At 63.4% G+C, this 18,449-nt stretch carries 18 protein-coding genes; 13 read left to right on the top strand and 5 right to left on the bottom strand.

Annotation, left to right across the window (positions count from 1 at the left end):
- Window positions 1-135: 135 nt before the first annotated feature.
- The 13 genes from SE92_RS11275 to fabI all read left to right on the top strand — a co-directional run bounded on the left by SE92_RS11275 (window position 136) and on the right by fabI (window position 14,924).
- Complete coding sequence (locus SE92_RS11275) at window positions 136-1,437, top strand: ABC transporter substrate-binding protein (RefSeq protein WP_063195766.1); 1,302 nt, start codon at window positions 136-138, stop codon at window positions 1,435-1,437.
- Between the two features lie 60 nt (window positions 1,438-1,497).
- A complete protein-coding gene (locus SE92_RS11270; protein WP_063195765.1) occupies window positions 1,498-2,385 on the top strand; it encodes a carbohydrate ABC transporter permease in 888 nt (295 codons plus the stop codon).
- 4 nt (window positions 2,386-2,389) lie between these two features.
- Complete coding sequence (locus tag SE92_RS11265; protein WP_063195764.1) at window positions 2,390-3,217, top strand: carbohydrate ABC transporter permease; 828 nt, start codon at window positions 2,390-2,392, stop codon at window positions 3,215-3,217.
- Window positions 3,218-3,221: 4 nt separating this feature from the next.
- Window positions 3,222-4,226, top strand: coding sequence for a zinc-dependent alcohol dehydrogenase family protein (locus SE92_RS11260; RefSeq protein ID WP_063195763.1), 1,005 nt, complete (start codon window positions 3,222-3,224; stop codon window positions 4,224-4,226).
- Between the two features lie 6 nt (window positions 4,227-4,232).
- On the top strand, window positions 4,233-5,306 hold the full coding sequence (locus tag SE92_RS11255; protein WP_063195762.1) for an ABC transporter ATP-binding protein: 1,074 nt from the start codon (window positions 4,233-4,235) through the stop codon (window positions 5,304-5,306).
- Window positions 5,307-5,368: 62 nt separating this feature from the next.
- Window positions 5,369-6,262: a sugar kinase gene (locus tag SE92_RS11250; RefSeq protein WP_245324549.1), complete on the top strand. Its 894-nt coding sequence runs from the start codon at window positions 5,369-5,371 to the stop codon at window positions 6,260-6,262.
- Window positions 6,259-7,296: a tagatose 1,6-diphosphate aldolase gene (locus SE92_RS11245; protein WP_063195760.1), complete on the top strand. Its 1,038-nt coding sequence runs from the start codon at window positions 6,259-6,261 to the stop codon at window positions 7,294-7,296. The genes SE92_RS11250 and SE92_RS11245 overlap by 4 nt, the downstream gene beginning before the upstream one ends.
- Before the next feature lie 47 nt (window positions 7,297-7,343).
- Window positions 7,344-8,468, top strand: coding sequence for a mandelate racemase/muconate lactonizing enzyme family protein (locus SE92_RS11240; protein WP_063195759.1), 1,125 nt, complete (start codon window positions 7,344-7,346; stop codon window positions 8,466-8,468).
- Window positions 8,469-8,552: 84 nt separating this feature from the next.
- On the top strand, window positions 8,553-9,698 hold the full coding sequence (locus tag SE92_RS11235; RefSeq protein WP_084251792.1) for an AI-2E family transporter: 1,146 nt from the start codon (window positions 8,553-8,555) through the stop codon (window positions 9,696-9,698).
- Window positions 9,699-9,707: 9 nt separating this feature from the next.
- Window positions 9,708-11,927 carry a DUF3141 domain-containing protein gene (locus SE92_RS11230; protein ID WP_063195758.1) on the top strand — a complete coding sequence of 740 codons (2,220 nt, stop codon included), beginning with the start codon at window positions 9,708-9,710 and terminating at the stop codon, window positions 11,925-11,927.
- 29 nt (window positions 11,928-11,956) lie between these two features.
- Window positions 11,957-12,919 carry a phosphate acetyltransferase gene (locus SE92_RS11225; RefSeq protein WP_063203462.1) on the top strand — a complete coding sequence of 321 codons (963 nt, stop codon included), beginning with the start codon at window positions 11,957-11,959 and terminating at the stop codon, window positions 12,917-12,919.
- 5 nt (window positions 12,920-12,924) lie between these two features.
- Entirely contained in the window at window positions 12,925-14,139 is a 1,215-nt protein-coding gene (locus tag SE92_RS11220) for an acetate/propionate family kinase (protein WP_063195757.1), read from the top strand.
- Window positions 14,136-14,924, top strand: a complete 789-nt coding sequence (gene fabI, locus SE92_RS11215; protein WP_063195756.1) for an enoyl-ACP reductase FabI — start codon at window positions 14,136-14,138, stop codon at window positions 14,922-14,924. The genes SE92_RS11220 and fabI overlap by 4 nt, the downstream gene beginning before the upstream one ends.
- 6 nt (window positions 14,925-14,930) lie before the next feature.
- Here the strand turns inward: fabI and SE92_RS11210 are convergent, their stop codons facing one another.
- The 5 genes from SE92_RS11210 to SE92_RS11190 form a co-directional block, all read right to left on the bottom strand.
- Window positions 14,931-15,389: a MaoC family dehydratase gene (locus SE92_RS11210; protein ID WP_063195755.1), complete on the bottom strand. Its 459-nt coding sequence runs from the start codon at window positions 15,387-15,389 to the stop codon at window positions 14,931-14,933.
- 13 nt (window positions 15,390-15,402) lie between these two features.
- Window positions 15,403-16,053 carry a 3-oxoacid CoA-transferase subunit B gene (locus SE92_RS11205; RefSeq protein ID WP_063195754.1) on the bottom strand — a complete coding sequence of 217 codons (651 nt, stop codon included), beginning with the start codon at window positions 16,051-16,053 and terminating at the stop codon, window positions 15,403-15,405.
- Window positions 16,054-16,057: 4 nt separating this feature from the next.
- Complete coding sequence (locus SE92_RS11200; RefSeq protein WP_063195753.1) at window positions 16,058-16,705, bottom strand: CoA transferase subunit A; 648 nt, start codon at window positions 16,703-16,705, stop codon at window positions 16,058-16,060.
- 96 nt (window positions 16,706-16,801) lie between these two features.
- Window positions 16,802-17,290, bottom strand: a complete 489-nt coding sequence (locus SE92_RS11195; RefSeq protein ID WP_349510034.1) for a hypothetical protein — start codon at window positions 17,288-17,290, stop codon at window positions 16,802-16,804.
- Between the two features lie 110 nt (window positions 17,291-17,400).
- A complete protein-coding gene (locus SE92_RS11190) occupies window positions 17,401-18,327 on the bottom strand; it encodes an alpha/beta fold hydrolase (RefSeq protein WP_063195751.1) in 927 nt (308 codons plus the stop codon).
- Window positions 18,328-18,449: the final 122 nt, after the last annotated feature.

Genomic DNA, 18,449 nt, shown 5'->3' with positions numbered 1-18,449 from the left:
GTAGGAAAATGCGTGATCTGTCCATCGCTTGACACGGCTGCCCGGAGGTCTATTTTGTAACCGTTTTCAGAATGTGCTCGACGATGCTTAAAAATGGTCTGCCAGCTTAAGGCGACTAGCCGGGAGGAGAGTTCGATGAAGGCCAGGATGCTCGCGACGCATGTCGCGTTACCAGTTCTCGCGATTGTCGCCGCCAGCGCGCACGCGCGTGCGGCCGATTTTGACTGGATGAAGTTCAAGGGAAAGACCGTCACTTTCCTCGCCAACAACAATCCGGTCTCGCAGGCGCTGCTGACCTACAAGGCGGACTTTGAGAAGCTGACCGGCATGACCCTGAAGGTCGACGGCTATCAGGAGCAGCAGATGCGCCAGCGCCTGGTCACGGTCATGAATGCGAACAGCGACGAGGTCGATGTCTACATGACGCTGCCGTCGCGCGAAGGCGAGCAGTTCGCCGCTGCCGGCTGGTATGCCGATCTCACCGCGATGGCCAAGAACGACGTCGCCAAGGATTACGAATCGGCCGGCCTGAGCCAGGCGCTACTGAAGGCGGCGACTTTCGGCGGCAAGCTGACCAGCATGCCGATGAACCTCGAAGGTCCGATCTTCTACTACCGCACCGATATCTTCAAGAAGTGCGGCCTCGATGCGCCGAAGACGATCAAGGACGTCGAGGCTGCGGCCGAGAAGATCAAGGCCTGCGACAGTTCCGTGACGCCGTTCGTCTCGCGCGGCCTAAAGCCCGCGGTCGCCTACACCTTCAGCAACATGCTGCACAACATCGGCGGCAGCTATATCGCCAATGGCAAGTCGAACCTCTGCTCGGCCAAGGGCAAGGAAGCGCTCGACACCTATAGCCGTTTGCTGCGCGATTTCGGTCCGCCCGGCGTCGTCAATTACAGCTTCCAACAGATTTCCGCGCTATACCGCGGCGGTCGCGCCGCGATGGCGTTCGAATCGTCGAATGAATTGCGCACCGTGATGGAGGGCGGCGCGCGCCTGAAGGATACCGGCCTGCTGCCGTTCCCGGCAGGCGAGGCCGGCCAGGTGCCGACCACGATCGGGTGGGGCATGGCGGTGTCCTCTCACAGCAAGCAGCCGGATGCGGCCTGGTACTTCGTACAGTGGGCGACCAGTCCCGAGGTGCAGAAGAAGATGGCGCTTCAGGGTATTGCTCCGCCGCGTCCGTCGGTCGCGAACGATCCCGAATATCGCAAGTGGATCGATGAGGAGCCGGTGCGCAAGGAGTGGCAGGCCGCGCTCGACGTGCTCGCCACCAAGGGTTCCTCCGAGGTCGGCTATCCCATCGTCGCCAATCCGCAGTCGCGCGAGTTCATCGGCCAGGCCGTACAGGACCTGATCTTGAAGCAGAAGCCGATCGACCAAGCCTGCGCGGATGCCGACAAGGCGTTGGATGCGCTGATCGCGCTGAACTGAGCGCCCGGTGCCGGGCGGCTCGCGCCACCCGGCATCTCACTTGATCGAGGACAGGAACGCATGTCTGATACGGCTGCGCCACTCACGCAGGACCGGCAGAAGCTGGAGATGGCGGCGCTCTCGGCGCCGGCCGTGGTCTTCACGGTCGCGATGATCGCGTTTCCGGTCGCCTATACGATCTGGCTCGGCTTTCAAACGTTTTCCCAGACCGGCAAGCAGTCCTTTGCCGGTCTCGCGAATTATTCAAAGCTGATCTCGGACTATGAGTTCTGGCACGGATTGTGGGTCACCATTGCCCTGTTCGTGCTGTCGCTGGTGCTGCAGCTCATCTTCGGCGTCTGGTTGGCGCTGGTTCTGTTCCATGCGAAGCGGCTGCCGGGGATCGTGCGCTCGCTGTTCATTTCCCCCTTCATGATGCCGCCTGTGGTGGCCGGCATGATGTGGCTGGTTATCCTCGATCCGTCGCTTGGCGCCGCCAACTATATCCTGCAGTCGTTCGGCCTGCCGCCGTCGGATTGGCTGGCTTCGCCGAGCTGGGTCATTCCGACCGTGGCGCTGATCGACAGCTGGCAGTGGACGCCCTACGTCGCCCTGATCGTGCTGGGCGGGCTGCAATCGCTGCCGCCGAGCGTCTACGAGGCGGCGCAGATCGACGGCGCATCCCCGTTCAAGACCTTCCAGCGCATCACACTGCCGCTGTTGCTGCCGACCATCGTTACCGCTGCAATCCTGCGTAGCGTCGATCTGCTGCGCTTCTTCGACATCATCTACATCACGACACAGGGCGGCCCGGGCAACGCGTCGAACACACTCAACATCTACGGCTTCCGGGTCGGCTTCGAATTCTTCAACATCGGCTATGCCAGCGCCCTGATGCTGACCCTGACCGCCATCGTGTTCGGGGCCGTGCTCGCCTTCAACCGCCTTCGCGGCGCAGTAGCGTGGTGATCGGATGACCGATGCCGCCAACACCGATCGCTGGATCCGCTGGCTCAACACGCTGCAGCTTGTGATTGCCGGCGCGCTTATCATGGCGCCGACGGTCTGGATGGTGCTCTCCTCGTTCAAGCCCTCCTTCGAGGTCACCGCCTATCCGCCGACCTTGATGTTCTCGCCGACCCTGGAGAACTACGTCGAACTGACCAAGACCACGCCGTTCCTGAGTTACGCGCTCAACAGCCTTGTTGTCACCGTCGGCTCGACTGCGCTCGGGCTGGTGTTCGGAATCCCCGCCGCCTTCGCCGTCTCGTGGACGCGGATTTCGTGGCCGGCGATCCTGACGCTAGCCGCGCGCATGGCGCCCGGAACCCTGTTCCTGTTGCCTTGGTACGTCATGTTCCGGCAGATCGGAATGATCGGCTCCTACACTGCACTGATCCTCAGCCACGCTGTCATCACACTGCCGATCGTGATCTGGGTACTGCTGCCGTCCTTCGACGCGATTCCGCGCAGCGTCTTCGAAGCTGCGCAGGTCGATGGATGCAGCGTCACGCGCATCCTTTGGCGCATCGCGATGCCGCTCGTGGCATCGGGCATTGCGGTCTCGGCGATCCTCGCCTTCGTGTTCTCGTGGAACTACTTCCTGTTTGCGCTGGTGCTCTCCAATGGCGACACCAAGACGCTGATCGCGGCGGCCTTCAACTTCATTGGCGAAGGCTCGACGCAATGGGGAGCCCTCATGGCCGCGGCGACGCTGATCGCATTGCCGCCGCTGGTGCTGGCGGCCCTGGTTCAGCGCTGGCTTGTGTCCGGACTGACGCTCGGCGCGGTGAAAGGCTAATGCGATGAACGTATCCCCCCGACCGAATTCGATCATGCAGGCGGCGGTCTTCCACGGCAACGACCGCATCACCATCGAGCGTGTACCGATGCCCGAAATCGCCGCCGGCGAGGTGTTGGTGCGCGTCTCCCGCACCGCGCTGTGCGGCTCGGACTTCAAGCTCTGGCACAAGGGCGCCGAGTTCACAGCAGGCCACGAGATCTTCGGCGTGGTCGAGCAGCCCGGCCATCGCCTGCATGGCCGCCGCTGCGCTGTCTATATCCCCTTGCACTGCGGTCGCTGCGCGGCCTGCAAGCGCGGCGATACCCAGATGTGCCTGGAAGTTTCCAGCCTGATCGGCTGGAACAGGCCAGGCGGCTATGCCGAATATGTGCCGGTGCCGGAAAATTGCCTGCTGCCGGTGCCTGACGACATCGAGGACAGTCTCGCGCCGCTGCTGCTCGACACTATCGGCACTTCGGGCCATGCCGTGCGCTTCGTCAGCCGCGTGGTGCCAGCAAGCGAGGCCGGACCGGTCCTCGTGATGGGGGCGGGGCCTGTCGGCCTCGGGGTCGTGCTGGCGCTCCGCGCGCTCGGCTATGACGACGTCCACGTCGCCGACCCCAACGCGACGCGGCTCAAGATCGCGCAATCTTTCGGCGCCAAGGCGCATCCGGTGGGCGATACCTCGAAGCGCTTCGCCCTGATCATGGAATGCTCCGGCGCCCATGCGGCGCGCAACCTCGGCATTGAGCTCGTGCTGCCGCGCGGCGCGCTGGTGCTGGTCGGCGAAAACGCCGCGCCGTGGATCATCGAGGAAGGTAAGGTGTTCCGTCGCAAGGATTTCTACATGATCCGAACTTTCTATTTTCCGGTTTCCGATTTCGAGCCGAATGTCGAGCTGCTGCGCAAATACAGGGACGAATATCGCGTCCTCGTCGACGGCGAGTTCGGGCTGTCGGCTCTGCCCGAAAATTTCGCTCGCTTCGCCAAGGGCGAGCTCATCAAGCCCGTGCTGGCGCTAGACTGAGCGATCATGGCCTCGATCTCAATCCGCAACCTCGTCAAGCGCTACGGCAATCTGACCGTGATCCCCGATCTCAATCTGGAGATAGCGGATCATGAGTTCGTCGTGTTCGTCGGCCCGTCCGGCTGCGGCAAGTCGACCTTATTGCGCATCATCGCCGGCCTCGAGCCGATTTCGTCCGGAGAGATCTATATCGGCGACAAGCGCGTCAACGGCGTGCAGGCCGCCCATCGCGATATCGCAATGGTGTTCCAGGACTACGCGCTTTATCCGCACATGAAAGTCTACGACAACATGTCCTTTGCTTTGGAGCTGCGCGGCGTGTCGAGGGCCGAGATCGATGCGCGTGTGAAGCGCGCCGCAGCGCTCTTGCACATTGAACCCTATCTCGACCGCAAGCCGAAGGAGCTCTCCGGAGGCCAGCGCCAGCGCGTCGCCATGGGTCGCGCCATCGTGCGCAATCCCAAGGCATTCCTGTTCGACGAGCCGCTGTCCAATCTCGACGCAAAACTGCGCGGACAGGTGCGGGCCGAGATCAAGGCGCTGTCGCAAGAGCTCAAGACCACCATGGTTTTCGTGACCCACGACCAGATCGAGGCCATGACCATGGCCGACCGGATCGTGGTGCTTCAGAGCGGCACGATCCAGCAATACGACACGCCCGAAACCGTTTACGAACGACCAGCCAATCAATTCGTCGCCGGATTCATCGGCTCGCCCGCCATGAACTTCTTTCCGGTCGAGTGGCGGCAGGGACAGGCGATCCTCTCGCTAGGCGGCATCGTGATGCCGTTGGAAGGCGAGAGCGCAGGCCGCCTCAGGGTGGCGGGTAATGCCGTGCTCGGAATTCGCCCTGAGCATTTCGTGGTGACCACGGAGGCCGCCGACAGCGTTGCCATCAACGTCAAGCTCGTCGAGCCGCTCGGATCGGATACGCTGATCCATTTCGATCTTGCCGGCGTTTCCGCGATCGCAAGGGTCGATCCGTCGCTGCGGCCGAAGGTCGGCGATCGCATCGGCTTGCGGCCGCAGCCGGGCAAGACGCATTTGTTTGATGCCGCCAACGGGCAGGTTTTGCGGTGAACGCGTCCACGAATATCGGTGATGTGTCGGCCCTGGCGGACGTCGCGTCGCGGGAAAGGCCCGTGCACGTGATCTGTCTTGGCCTGTCGGCACTCGACCAGGTCTGGCGTGTCGATCGCCCATTTTCCGGTGGAAGCGAGAAGATCAAGGCGACAGGCTACGGCACGCTCGGCGGCGGCATGGCCGCCAATGCGAGCATCGCGGTGGCCAAGCTCGGTGCGTCCGCGTCGTTCTGGGGACGGGCAGGGGATGACGCTGCGGGCCATGAGATGAAATCGGGCTTCATTGCCGCAGGCGTCGACGTCGAGAACTTCCGGCTGTTTCCCGAGGGCCGCTCGTCCGTCTCCGGCGTCATCGTCGATAGGTCCGGCGAGCGGCAGATCGTCAATTTCCGCGGCCATTATCCGGAAGCGGCGGACTGGCTTCCGCTCGAGGCGATCGCGCGCGCATCATCCGTGCTGGCAGATCCGCGTTGGGTCGAGGGCGCCGCGACACTGTTCCGCGAAGCGCGAGCGCGCGGCATTCCGACGGTGCTCGACGGCGACATGGCTGATGCCGAAGTGTTCGAGCGGTTGCTGCCCTTGACCGATCATGCGGTCTTCTCCGAACCTGCTCTCACCGCGTTTGTCGGATCGGCTGAAGATAGATCTCTCGCGGCGCTCGCGCGCTTCGGTTGTGGCGTCATCGCGGTCACGCGCGGTCAGAGCGGCGTGAGCTGGTATGAGAACGGCGGTATGCACCGTCAGTCGGCCTACGCCGTCGACGTCGTCGACACCACGGGCGCGGGGGACGTCTTCCATGGCGCCTATGCGCTGTCGATCGGTGCCGGTCTCGAGGTGCGCGCCGCCATGACGTTTTCCGCGGCCGCGGCCGCCATGAAATGCCGCCACCCCGGTGGCCGCAACGGAATCCCCGATATCAACGAGTGTCTTGCATTCATAAGGACGACGCCATGAGAACGATTGGAAAGAACCGCGGCTTGGCACGGCTTGCTGACGCGGAGGGCCACTTTCGCATGGTCGCGTTGGATCAGCGACCTCCACTATTCGACGCCATCGCGAAAGCAAAGGGCATCGCCCGGGAGCAGGTCGAGTATTCCGACGTCACGGCGGCCAAGCGTCTCCTGGTCGAAAATCTCGCGCCGCACTGCAGCTCGATGCTGTTCGATCCAAATTTCGCCGTACCCGCGGCGATTGACCTGTTGCCGCCGCGCTGTGGCTTGATCATGACTCTGGAAGAGCACCGCGTCGAGGAAACCTCGGGCGGCCGCAAGTCCCGCGTGATCACCAATTGGAGCGTGGAAAAGATTCGCGCGATGGGCGGCGACGCCGTCAAGGTGCTGGCCTGGTACCGACCGGATGCCGATGCCGCGGTCAACGAGCACCAGAAGCGTTTCGTCCGCGAGATCGGCGAGGACTGCGCCCGCCACGACATTCCTTATGTCCTCGAGCTACTGGTCTATCCGTTCCTCGGCAGTGCCAATCACACCGCGGACTATGTGGAATCACCGGGCAAGCTGCCCGGCCTCGTCATCGACAGCGTGCGCGAGTTTGCCAAGCCGGAATACTGCGTCGATCTGCTCAAGCTGGAGAGTCCGCTTGCGGCGGCCGGCCTGCCGGCCCGTGACGGCAGCGCGGAAGCTAAGGCTGCACAGAAGGAGTTCGACGCCATCGGCGACATTTGCCGCGAACGCAGCATCCCCTGGGTGCTGCTGTCGGGCGGCGCTGCCCCTGAAAAATTCGAGCTCGTTCTCGACTATTCTTATGCCGCGGGTGCAAGCGGCTTCCTCGCCGGCCGCACCATTTGGCTCGACGCTGTTCTGAAGAATTTCCCGGATCGTGCGGCCGTGGCGGCGAGCCTGCGCAAGGACGGCCTCGGCGTGCTGCAGCGGCTCGGCAAGCTCACGACGGCGAAGGGTACGCGGTGGAAGCCGCGCTTTCCGGTATTCGCCGATATCAAGCAGGAAGGTGACTTCGCGCGCGCCTACTGAGATCGTGGTTTTCCGCGTGGTTTCATCCCGATCGCAGGATCCTCAACATGACTGACCGTCTCACGATCCGATCGATCGAGGCGTTCTGCTTTCGCTATCCGCTGGCGACGCCGGTGGTGACGTCGTTCGGCAAGATGCTCAACCGTCCCGCCGTCATCGTTCGCGCGGTCGACGAGGACGGCGTCGAGGGATGGGGTGAGGCTTGGTCCAACTTCCCGGCGCCAGGCGCGGAGCATCGCGCCCGGCTCGTCAATGAGGTGCTGGCACCCGGTCTCGTGGGACGCAAATTCGACGGTCCTGCTCAGGCGTTCGACGTGCTGACGGCGGGCACCGAGGTGCTGGCGCTTCAATGCGGCGAACCCGGTCCGTTCGCGCAGGCGATTTCGGGCATCGATCTCGCGCTGTGGGACCTCTCGGCGCGCCGCCAGCGGTTGCCGCTGTGGCGCCTCCTCGGCGGCCGGTCGAACAAGGTCAAGGTCTATGCGAGCGGCATCAATCCCGGCAGCGCGGCGCGCACGGCGGAAGCCGCGCTCGAACGGGGCCATCGCGCGCTGAAGCTGAAGGTCGGCTTTGGCGCCGAGACCGATCTCGCCAATCTGGCCGCGCTGCGCGGCATCGTCGGCGCCGGCATGCTTGCCAGCGATGCCAATCAGGGTTGGTCGGTCGCCCAGGCGATGGAGATGCTGCCGCGGCTTGCCGAATTCGATCTGCGCTGGCTGGAGGAGCCGATCCGCGCCGATCGCCCGCGCGAGGAATGGCGCAGGCTGCGTGCCGCAGCGAAGATGCCGATTGCGGCCGGCGAAAACATTGCGAGCCTCGATGCCTTCAAGGAGGTTCTGGCCGAGGACGTGCTCGGCGTGGTTCAGCCCGATATCGCAAAGTGGGGCGGCCTCAGCCTCTGTGCGGGGCTGGCTCGTGACATCCTGAAGGCGGGCAAGACGTTCTGCCCGCATTATCTCGGCGGAGGCATTGGCTTGCTCGCGTCCGCGCATCTCCTTGCCGGCGTCGGCGGCGATGGCTGGCTGGAAGTCGATGCCAACGACAACCCGCTGCGCGATCTGCTCTGCGGCCCGATCATCCATGTGAGAGATGGCGCTGTCGAATTGGACCACGAGCCGGGGCTCGGCATCGCGCCCGATATTGCCGGCATCGCGTGCTATCGCAGCGTTTAGTCTTGGGCATTGTTTGATCCAGATCAAGATCGCCTCGCCAGGGCGCCAGCTACGCTTGCCGCTGGTCTAGTCCTGGGCGCCGCCTTGAAGACACTTCGCCAGCTTCTCACCGGAGAGGACGTGATCCAGCTCGTGATCCGGCTCGGATTGCTCGCTCTGCTGATCGCTTGGACATTCTACCTGATCCGTCCCTTCGTCACGATCCTGGTCTGGGCCGTCGTGCTCGCGGTCGCGTTCAATCCGGCCTTTGTGTTGCTCGCAAGAATCCTGGGCGGTCGGACGAAGCTCGCCGCGGTCATCCTCACGGTCATCAATCTCGCGATCGTCATCGGGCCGGCGGCTTGGCTCGGCATCGGTGCGGTCGACGGGATCAGGGATTTTGCCGGCGAGCTGGCGGCGGGCGATCTGGCCATTCCGTCGCCGCCCGCGACGATCAAGACCTGGCCGCTGATTGGAACGCAGCTCTACGATTTCTGGGATCAGGCCTCGACCAATCTCCGTTCGGTTCTGCAGCGGATCGTGCCGTATCTAAAGCCCTTCGCCGGGACGCTGCTTGGCGTCGCGGGCGATGCCGGCGTCGGCACCGTCAAGTTCCTGTTCTCGGTCGCGGTCGCCGGCGTCCTCTTTCCCTATGCGCCGCAGCTCGTGACGGCGGGCAGGGGGGTTCTGTCGCGGATCGTGCCCGAGCAGAGCGAGCACTTCCTGGACCTGGCCGGTGCGACCATCCGTGCGGTATCCCAGGGCGTGATCGGTATCGCAGTCATCCAGGCGCTGCTCGCCGGCATCGGCTTCAAGCTGGCAGGCATTCCGATTGCCGGGCTGCTTGCCTTCCTCGTGCTGCTGCTCTCCGTCGTGCAGATCGGCGCAGCCATCATCATGCTGCCCGTGATCATCTGGATCTGGACCGACAAGGATCTTACCACGGCGCTGCTGCTGACGCTTTTCCTCGGAATCGTCAGCATTCTCGACAACATATTGAAGCCGCTCGTGATGGGGCGCGGCCTGACGACGCCGACGCTCGTCATCCTCATCGGCGTGATCGGGGGCACGCTGGGGCACGGAATCGTCGGTCTCTTCATCGGACCGATCATCCTGTCGGTGGCTTGGGAGCTCACGGTGGCCTGGATCAGAACCGACCGCAGCGTTCCGCAGCCGCAAGCGTTGTCGACCGTTGACCTAAATCAACATCGGCCAGCGCTGAGCGCCTTGGATGAGACCGCGCGACGATGAGGTCGGAACATGTCGATGGAAACAATGAAAGTGCCGGGCGGCCCGTTGTCCGGGCTTGTCGCCTCGGCCGTCGAATACATGGTCGACGCCGGTCAGCGGAGCGTCCTGTTCCTCGACATCATGCGCCGGCGCGGCGACCAGTACCGGGAGCATGTCGCGCAGACCGCGCCGCATGTCCTGCAATATGCCGCCGAATTGATCATCGACGGACGCAAGCTGGACGAGCCCGTCAACTACGCGCTGGTCCGGATCATTCCGCCAAAAGGCGTGGAGATTGATCCGGAGCGGCGGCCGTTCGTCGTCATCGATCCGCGCGCCGGCCACGGGCCGGGGATCGGCGGCTTCAAGGCCGACAGCGAGATCGGCGTTGCGATGAAAGCCGGGCATCCCTGCTACTTCGTCGGCTTCCTGCCCGAACCGATGCCCGGACAAACCATCGAGCGCATCGCGCGGGCCGAAGCGTTGTTCATCGAGAAGGTCATCAGCCACCACCCCGAGGCCGACGGCAAGCCATGCGTGATCGGAAACTGCCAGGCCGGTTGGGCTGTCATGATCCTGGCGTCGCTGCGGCCCGAATTGTTCGGGCCGCTCATCATTGCCGGGGCGCCGCTGGCCTATTGGGCCGGCGTGCACGGCAAATATCCGATGCGCTATTCCGGCGGTCTTTTGGGCGGAAGCTGGCTGACCGCGATGGCTTCCGATCTCGGCGCCGGGAAGTTCGACGGCGCCTGGCTGGTGCAGAATTTCGAGAACCAGAATCCGTCCAATACGCTCTGGACCAAGCAATACAACGTCTATTCCAAGGTCGACACCGAGGCTGACCGCTATCTGGAATTCGAGCGGTGGTGGGGCGGGCACGTCAGCCTCAACGCGGAAGAAATCCAGTTCATCGTCGACGAGCTTTTCATCGGCAACAATCTCGCCGCGGGCAGGATCGAGATGTCCGATGGTCAGAAGGTCGATCTGCGCAACATCCGATCGCCTATCCTGGTATTCTGTTCCGAAGGGGACAATGTCACGCCGCCGCAGCAGGCGCTGGACTGGATCCTCGATTGCTATGCCGACGTCGACGAGATCCGGGCTTATGGGCAGACCATCGTCTATACCGTTCACAAGAGCATCGGCCATCTCGGCATCTTCGTCTCCGGCGGCGTCGCCAAGAAGGAGCACGCCGAGTTCTCCAGCAATATCGACCTGATCGACGTGCTGCCGCCGGGACTCTACGAAGCGACGTTCGAGGCCAAGGGCGAGGAAACCACGAGCTCCGATCTCGTCGTCGGCCAGTGGGTCATGCGCTGCGAGGCGCGGACGCTCGACAACATCCGCGCCATGGGCGGCAACTCCCCCGAGGACGAGCGGCGCTTCGCCGCCGCCAAGCGCGTCTCGGAGCTCAACCTCGCCGCCTACCAGAAGTTCGTGCGGCCCTGGATCAAGACCATGGTGACGCCGCAGATGGCCGAGACGATGCGCAATCTGCATCCGCTTCGGCTGCAATATGAGGTCGCGAGCAGCAAGAATCCATGGATGACGGCGGTGAAGTCGGCCGCCGAGGAGATCGAGGACAATCGCAAGCCTGCGTCCTCGGATAATCCCTTCGTCGCGTTCCAGGAGCAGATGTCCAAGCAGATCGTGCATGTCCTGGATAGCTGGCGCGACGCGCAGGAAGCGCTGAGCGAGACGATATTCCTCAACGTCTACGGCTCGCCAGCGCTGCAGGCGGCCGTCGGAATCGATCCGAAGTCCGAACCATCCCGGCGGCGCGAGATGTCGTCCGAGCACCGTGCGATGCTGGAGACGCGGATCGCGGAGCTGAAATCAAGGATCGGCGAGGGAGGTTTGCGCGAGGCAGCCATCCGCAGTCTCCTCTATATCGGCTCAGCGCGGGGAATGGTCGACGAGCGCAGCATCGAGGCCTTGCGCCAGATCCGCCGGGACTACAGTGGACCGCGGATGACGCTTCCCGAGTTCAAGAGGCTGGTTCGAGAGCAGTTCTTCATGTTGCTGATCGATCGGGAAGGCGCCGTTGAAGCCATCCGGACGTTGTTGCCGGAGGATGTGAGTCAGCGGCGCGCAGCCTTTGCGGCGATCAGCGAGGTGCTCTCTGCCAGCGGCGACATCACGGGCGAGCGTGAAAGAAGGTTGCTGCGTGTCGCCGCGTTGTTTGGCGTCGATGCCGGGGAGGGTGGGTCGAACGTTGCCCCTTTCGATCCAAAGGCGAAGGCGTCGTAAGACTGTCTGGAATGACCGGGAGCGAGATCATGTCAACCGAGGCAAGGCAAACTCAGTCTCCCAGCAAGTACGACCGATTGATCGTCGCCGCCAAGGCCGTTCCGCCGCTCCCGACAATCGTGGTGCATCCCTGCGACGAAACTTCGCTGCGCGGCGCCGTCGACAGCGCGCAAGCAGGCATCATCCGGCCCCTTCTGGTCGGGCCCGAGAGCAGGATCAGGGATATCGCGGGAAAGCACGGCCTCGACATCGGAGGCTTCGAGGTGGTCAACGTCGCGCACAGCGACGAAGCGGCCGCCAGAAGCGTCGAGCTGATTCACGCGGCCAAGGGTGAAATGCTGATGAAGGGCAGCCTGCATACCGATGAGCTGATGCGGGCCGTGACCGCGAAAGCGGGCGGCCTGCGCACCGATCGTCGCATCAGCCATGTCTTCGTGATGGACGTGCCGGCCTATGCCGAAACCCTGTTCGTGACGGATGCGGCCATCAACATCTTTCCCGATCTCGATGCCAAGCGGGACATCATCCAGAACGCGATCGATCTTTACGTTCAGGCCGGCTTCGGCACATCGCCGCGGGTGGCGATCCTCTCGGCGGTGGAGACCGTGACCTCCAAGATACCGTCGACGCTCGAAGCCGCGGCGCTGTGCAAGATGGCAGATCGCGGCCAGATCACCGGCGGCGTGCTCGACGGACCGCTGGCCTTCGACAATGCGATCGACATCGAGGCCGCACGCATCAAGGGGATCAAATCGGAAGTGGCCGGCCGGGCGCAGATCCTTGTCGTGCCCGATCTCGAAGCCGGTAACATGCTGGCAAAAAATCTGGCCTATTTCGCCAAGGCGGATGGTGCGGGTCTCGTGCTTGGGGCCCGCGTTCCGATCGTCCTGACCTCGCGCGCGGACTCGCCGCGCGCCCGCATGGCGTCATGCGCGGTGGCTTCACTCTATGCCAACGCCAGGCGCCAACGTTCGCCTACAGTCGCGGCGTGACCGCCATGGACACGATCCTCGTCGTCAATGCGGGCTCTTCCAGCGTCAAGTTTCAGGTCTATTCCGTCGAAGGAGAGGGCGCGCTTCGGCGCCAGATCAAGGGCCAGATCGACGGCATCGGCAGTCGTCCACGATTGCGGGCGAGCGGCGCGAACGGCAATCCGATGGCCGATCGCGCCTATCCGATCGAGGCGGTGCCGGACGTTCCTGCGGCCATGGGGACCGCCGGCGAATGGTTGCGGGATGAACTTCGCATCCATCCGATCGCTGTCGGGCATCGTGTCGTGCATGGCGGCCCGGAATATGATCGTCCCGTGCTGATCGACTACGGCGTGGTCGCCCGCCTCGAGCGCTTCGTGACGCTGGCGCCACTGCATCAGCCGCACAACCTGGCACCGATCCGCTCCATTCTTGCCGGTTTCCCGTCGCTTCCGCAGGTGGCCTGCTTCGACACCGCGTTTCATCGTACGCACGGCCCGCTCGCCGATCATTACGCAATCCCGCATCGGCTCCATGCGGAAGGCGTGCGGCGCTATGGTTTCCACGGCTTGTCCTACGAGTATATCGCAAATGCCTTGCCGCAAATCGCGCCGGATATCGCCAAGGGCCGCGTGATCGTGGCCCATCTCGGCAGCGGCGCCTCGATGTGTGCGATGAGCCGGGGACAGAGCGTCGAGAGCACCATGGGCTTTACCGCGCTTGATGGCTTGCCGATGGGAACGCGCCCTGGTCAGCTCGACCCCGGTGTCGTGCTCTATCTGATCTCCGAGAAGGGGATGTCTGCCTCGAACGTGCAGGACTTCCTGTATCGCGACTGCGGATTGAAGGGGCTCTCGGGCGTCAGCAATGACATGCGCGAACTCGAAGCCAGCTCGGACGCCAATGCGAAGTTGGCGATCGATTATTTCGCCTACCGGATCGGTCTCAATGCCGGGATGCTCGCAGCCGCCTTGCAGGGCCTCGACGCCTTCGTCTTCACGGCCGGCATCGGCGAGAACTCAGCAACCATTCGCGCGCGCGTGGCGGAGCAGCTCGGATGGCTCGGGGTCACGCTCGATCCGGCTGAGAACGCCAGAAATTCCACGCAGATATCACGCTCCGACAGCCGCATTCCCGTCTACGTCGTGCCGACCGACGAGGAATTGATGATCGCAAAGCACACGCTGTCACTGTTGCTGGCCAAGCCGTCCACCAGCCCGAGACAAGAGAGGGTGTCATGATTCCCGTGTTCCCGGATACCAAGGTTGCCTTGAAGGGAAAGAAGGGCCTTGTCGTGGGTATCGCCAACGACCAGTCCATCGCCTGGGGTTGCGCTAAGGCGTTTCGCGCGCTTGGCGCCGATCTAGCCGTCACCTATCTCAATGATCGCGCCAAGAAGCACGTCGAGCCGCTGGCCCAGGCGCTGGAGGCGCCGATCTTCATGCCGCTGGACGTGATGGCCGAGGGGCAGATCGAACAGGTGTTCGAGCGGATCGCGAATGAATGGGGACAGCTCGATTTCGTGCTGCATTCGATCGCGTTCTCGCCGAAAGAGGCGCTGCACGGTCGCGTCGTGGACGTTGGCCGCGACGGCTTCCTCAAGACGATGGATGTCTCCTGCTGGTCGTTCCTGCGGATGGCGCATCTCGCCGAACCGCTGATGAAGAATGGCGGCACGTTGTTCACGATGACCTATTACGGCAGTCAGATGGTGGTGGAGAATTACAACATCATGGGCGTGGCGAAAGCGGCGCTTGAAGCCGCCGTTCGCTATGCCGCGGCCGAGCTGGGGCCGAAAGGAATCCGCGTGCACGCGATCTCGCCCGGACCTCTGGCGACGCGCGCAGCGTCCGGAATCCCCGAGTTCGACGAACTCATGGACAAGGCGCAGTCGAAGGCCCCAGCGCGCAGCCTCGTCAGCATCGACGATGTCGGCAATGCGACGGCGTTCCTGGCACTCGACGGCGCCAAGCTGATCACAGGAGGCGTCCTCTACATCGACGGCGGCTATCACATCATCGACTGAGCGCGCTCAGCGATAGTGCAGGGCGATCAGCTCGGCCACGCATGCGGGCTTCTTGCCGCCTTCGATCTCGATCACGAGATGGTAGTTGACGCGAAGCCCGTCCGGCGGCACGTCCTCCGCCTCGGCAACCGTGATCCGGCCGCGCAGCTTCGAACCCGCGGGCACCGGCGCCAGATAACGTATCCGGTCTGCGCCGTAGTTCAGCGTGTTGCGCAGTCCCTTCAGCCCGATGACGGACCGGATGAACATCGGCGCCAGCGCGAGCGAGAGCAGGCCGTGAGCGATCGTGGTTCCGCCCGGAAGCTCTTTCCTCGCGCGCTCCTGGTCGACATGGATCCATTGCTCGTCGCAGGTCGCTTCCGCAAACCGGTTGATGCGATCCTGCGTCACCTCGACCCAGTCGCTGACGCCGATCTCGGTGCCGACCGCGGATTTGATCTCATTGAAGTCGCTGAAGATGCGCATGTGCTGACCCCGCTCAGATCCTCATTTCGGGAACGTTGTCGGGAACGACCAGCTCAGCCTCGGTCACCGCCATCACCTCGCCGATGCCGATGCCGGGTGCGGTTTCGAGCAGAGTGGCCCTGCCGTCCGGGAAGCCGATGACCGCCATGTCGGTCACCACCAGGTTCACCGGCCGCACAGACGTCAGCGGCAGAGAGCATCTGGGGACGATCTTCGACTTCCCCTTCGCCGCATGCTGCATGGCGACGATCACCCGCTTGGCCCCGGTCACGAGATCCATTGCGCCGCCCATTCCCGGCACCATCTTGCCGGGGATCATCCAGTTGGCGAGATGTCCCTCCGCGTCGACCTGAAGCCCGCCGAGGACGGTCACATCGACATGACCGCCGCGGATCAATCCGAACGACATGGCGCTGTCGAAAGTGCTGGCGCCGGGCAGGGCACTGATCGGGCGGCCGCCGGCGTCCGTCAGGGTCGGATGAGCCATGCCTTGCTCCGGAATTGGCCCTGTACCGATCAAACCGTTTTCCGACTGAAAGAAGACCTTGAGATCGGCAGGAACGTAGTTCGCGACCAGCGTGGGAATCCCAATACCGAGGTTGACGAGGTCGCCGCTCCTGAGCTCCTTGGCGACGCGCCGGGCAATGATGGTCTGTGCGTCCATGGACTCACCCGTTCGTAATGAGGTAGTCGACGAGTGGCGCCGGCGTCACGACATGGTCGGGCGCGATGACGCCGACGGGGACGATGTGCTCCGCCGTGACGATCACGGTATCGGCGGCCATCGCCATGATTGGATTGAAATTGCGGGAGGTCAGTGCGTAGCTGAGATTGCCGAGGTAGTCGGCGAGGAAGGCGTGAACGAGAGCGAACTGTGCGCGCAATGCCGTCTCGAGCAGGAAAGGCCTGCCGTCGACTTCGATCTGGCGCTTGCCTTCAGCGACCAGCGTGCCGACGCCGGTCGGCGTGAGAACGCCGCCCAGTCCGCATCCTCCCGCACGAATCCGCTCGACGAAAGTCCCCTGAGGGACGAGGTCGACGTCGATCTGGTTTGCCAGCATCTGCTGCTGCGCTTTCGGATTGAGCCCGATATGCGTCGCTGTCAGGCGCGCCACCAGGGCAGCGTCGAACAATTTTCCGACGCCCTTCCCTGGGGTGGCAGCGTCGTTGCAGATCAACGACAGGCCGGATTTGCGCTGCCGCGTCACTTCGTCAAGCAGGCGCTCCGGTGTTCCGACCCCCATGAAGCCGCCGACCATCACGCTCGCGCCGGCCGGGATCATCGCGACTGCTTCTTCGACAGAAACGGCCTTCATGATTGGAACTCCAGTCAGCAGGCGATCAAAGGAAGGCGACTGAGAGACGACGTTGGCGGACGGTCGGCCGGCTCCATTGATCTGCGTCAAGGGTTCTCATCGGTCCTGCCGGACAGTGATGCCGACGCTCTCCAGCGTGTCTGCCCACAATTTGCGAATCTCGGCGTGGCGCCGTTCCAGCTCCGTGCTGACGGCGTCTCGAAACGGCACGAGACTGTCACCCTTCAGGAAGAGAATTTGTGCCTGCAACAATCGGCCACTCTCGAATTCGATGCGGCGCAAGGCCGATACGAAGGGATCGTTGACATTTGCGTCGACCGGTAGCAGAGCCGCGGGCCGGATGCCGGCATGAATGGCATGTGCCCGTGTCGCGAGATCAATCGGAAGCGCGAGCGGCTGACCAACCAGTCCCTCAACCGGCTTCGGAAACCAGGCCGTCTCCCACGAGGCCGCCATGTAAGGCAAGGCCATGTCGGGCACCCAGGAGGTTGCGCGCTGCAACAGCGAGATAATCTCGGACTCCCGATAGAATTGAGCGTTCAATTCGGTCTGCCATGCGGCCTCGATCCGCATCGGCAGGGACATTGCGTATTGCCGTGCCAATGCGCCATGCGCCGAGATCAGGAACGCGGCGATGCGTGTCTGCTGGTGCGATGGTACGCGGCCTTCCGAATCCAGCGGTCCGAGAAACCGGCTCATGGCGGCGCCGCCCGAATGGGAATGGCACGCAAATGATCATAGCCGGCGGGAAATGGCGCGAGTTCGCCACCAGGCTCCTCCGGCGCGATCCAGACGGCCTTGTTGCCCTGCCAGCGCCCGGCGAGCACGTCATCGGCAAAGCGGGCCAGGAGGTCTGCCGTGAGGGCACTCTTCTCGAGCGTGAAGGCGTGATAGGCCTTCGGAATGATCACGAGCGAGCTGTCGGCAATCTCGACGCGCAGGGTCTCGTGCAGCGCACGCGGCGTCAGGAAGTCGAATTCACCGTTCAGGATCATGGTCGGAACGGCGATCGCGGCCAAGCGCGGCGTCAATGGCTCAAAATCGAGGAATGATTCCATCAGATTCTGGAGGGCATAGAGGTCGTTGACCAGCCAACCTTGCCGCTTGACGCTGTCGAGCTTGTCGAGCAACGGCTTCAGCCACTGGTCGGAGAGGTTCATCGGCAGCAATAGATCCTGGAGATAGCTCGTGCCGCCGAGGATCAGGCCGGTCCGCAATGCATTGCCGAGCAAAAGGAGCTGCGGCGTAAGCTCGGCGAAGCAGCTCATCGGAACCAGGCCTGAGATGCGCTCGCCGTGCTCGATGGCGTAGCGCAGCGCGATCAGCCCGCCGAAGCTGATGCCACTGAGGAATATCGGGCCATCGCCGAGTTCGCCGATCAACAGGTGGAGCGCGGTCACCTGGTCGTCCTGGTTGATGAAGAGTGCCGGCTTGTCCGACTCGCCCTGGCCAAGCAAATCGAATGTCGCGACGCGGAAGCCCCGCCCGAGCAGCGCCTCGCGATAGGCGGACCAGAGCTCGGAGTATTGCGTGAGCCCGTTGACCAGCACATAGGCCGGCGCGTCAGCGGGCCCGTCGAGTTCATAACGGATCCGATATGAGCCATGAACGAGGCGGGGCATGCGTGAAACCGGCGGCTGTTTCGACGCTGCGATCTTGGTCGGCAGCTAATCCATTCCCTTGCGTTAGATCAAAGCTTCCGAGGCGGTGCTGCCTAGCGTTTCGAAAAACACCGCCAGGAGGA

This window comes from Bradyrhizobium sp. AT1 (assembly GCF_001590795.1).
GTDB lineage: Bacteria > Pseudomonadota > Alphaproteobacteria > Rhizobiales > Xanthobacteraceae > Bradyrhizobium.
This window is presented reverse-complemented; position numbering and strand designations above follow the sequence as displayed.

Excerpts from the sequence above, each read along its gene's own strand:
- SE92_RS11275 (WP_063195766.1), top strand. The coding sequence starts at position 136 with ATGAAGGCCAGGATGCTCGCGACGCATGTCGCGTTACCAGTTCTCGCG.
- SE92_RS11270 (WP_063195765.1), top strand. The coding sequence starts at position 1,498 with ATGTCTGATACGGCTGCGCCACTCACGCAGGACCGGCAGAAGCTGGAG.
- SE92_RS11265 (WP_063195764.1), top strand. The coding sequence starts at position 2,390 with ATGACCGATGCCGCCAACACCGATCGCTGGATCCGCTGGCTCAACACG.
- SE92_RS11260 (WP_063195763.1), top strand. The coding sequence starts at position 3,222 with ATGAACGTATCCCCCCGACCGAATTCGATCATGCAGGCGGCGGTCTTC.
- SE92_RS11255 (WP_063195762.1), top strand. The coding sequence starts at position 4,233 with ATGGCCTCGATCTCAATCCGCAACCTCGTCAAGCGCTACGGCAATCTG.
- SE92_RS11245 (WP_063195760.1), top strand. The coding sequence starts at position 6,259 with ATGAGAACGATTGGAAAGAACCGCGGCTTGGCACGGCTTGCTGACGCG.
- SE92_RS11240 (WP_063195759.1), top strand. The coding sequence starts at position 7,344 with ATGACTGACCGTCTCACGATCCGATCGATCGAGGCGTTCTGCTTTCGC.
- SE92_RS11230 (WP_063195758.1), top strand. The coding sequence starts at position 9,708 with ATGTCGATGGAAACAATGAAAGTGCCGGGCGGCCCGTTGTCCGGGCTT.
- SE92_RS11225 (WP_063203462.1), top strand. The coding sequence starts at position 11,957 with ATGTCAACCGAGGCAAGGCAAACTCAGTCTCCCAGCAAGTACGACCGA.
- SE92_RS11220 (WP_063195757.1), top strand. The coding sequence starts at position 12,925 with ATGGACACGATCCTCGTCGTCAATGCGGGCTCTTCCAGCGTCAAGTTT.
- fabI (WP_063195756.1), top strand. The coding sequence starts at position 14,136 with ATGATTCCCGTGTTCCCGGATACCAAGGTTGCCTTGAAGGGAAAGAAG.
- SE92_RS11210 (WP_063195755.1), bottom strand. The coding sequence starts at position 15,389 with ATGCGCATCTTCAGCGACTTCAATGAGATCAAATCCGCGGTCGGCACC.
- SE92_RS11205 (WP_063195754.1), bottom strand. The coding sequence starts at position 16,053 with ATGGACGCACAGACCATCATTGCCCGGCGCGTCGCCAAGGAGCTCAGG.
- SE92_RS11200 (WP_063195753.1), bottom strand. The coding sequence starts at position 16,705 with ATGAAGGCCGTTTCTGTCGAAGAAGCAGTCGCGATGATCCCGGCCGGC.
- SE92_RS11195 (WP_349510034.1), bottom strand. The coding sequence starts at position 17,290 with ATGTCCCTGCCGATGCGGATCGAGGCCGCATGGCAGACCGAATTGAAC.
- SE92_RS11190 (WP_063195751.1), bottom strand. The coding sequence starts at position 18,327 with ATGCCCCGCCTCGTTCATGGCTCATATCGGATCCGTTATGAACTCGAC.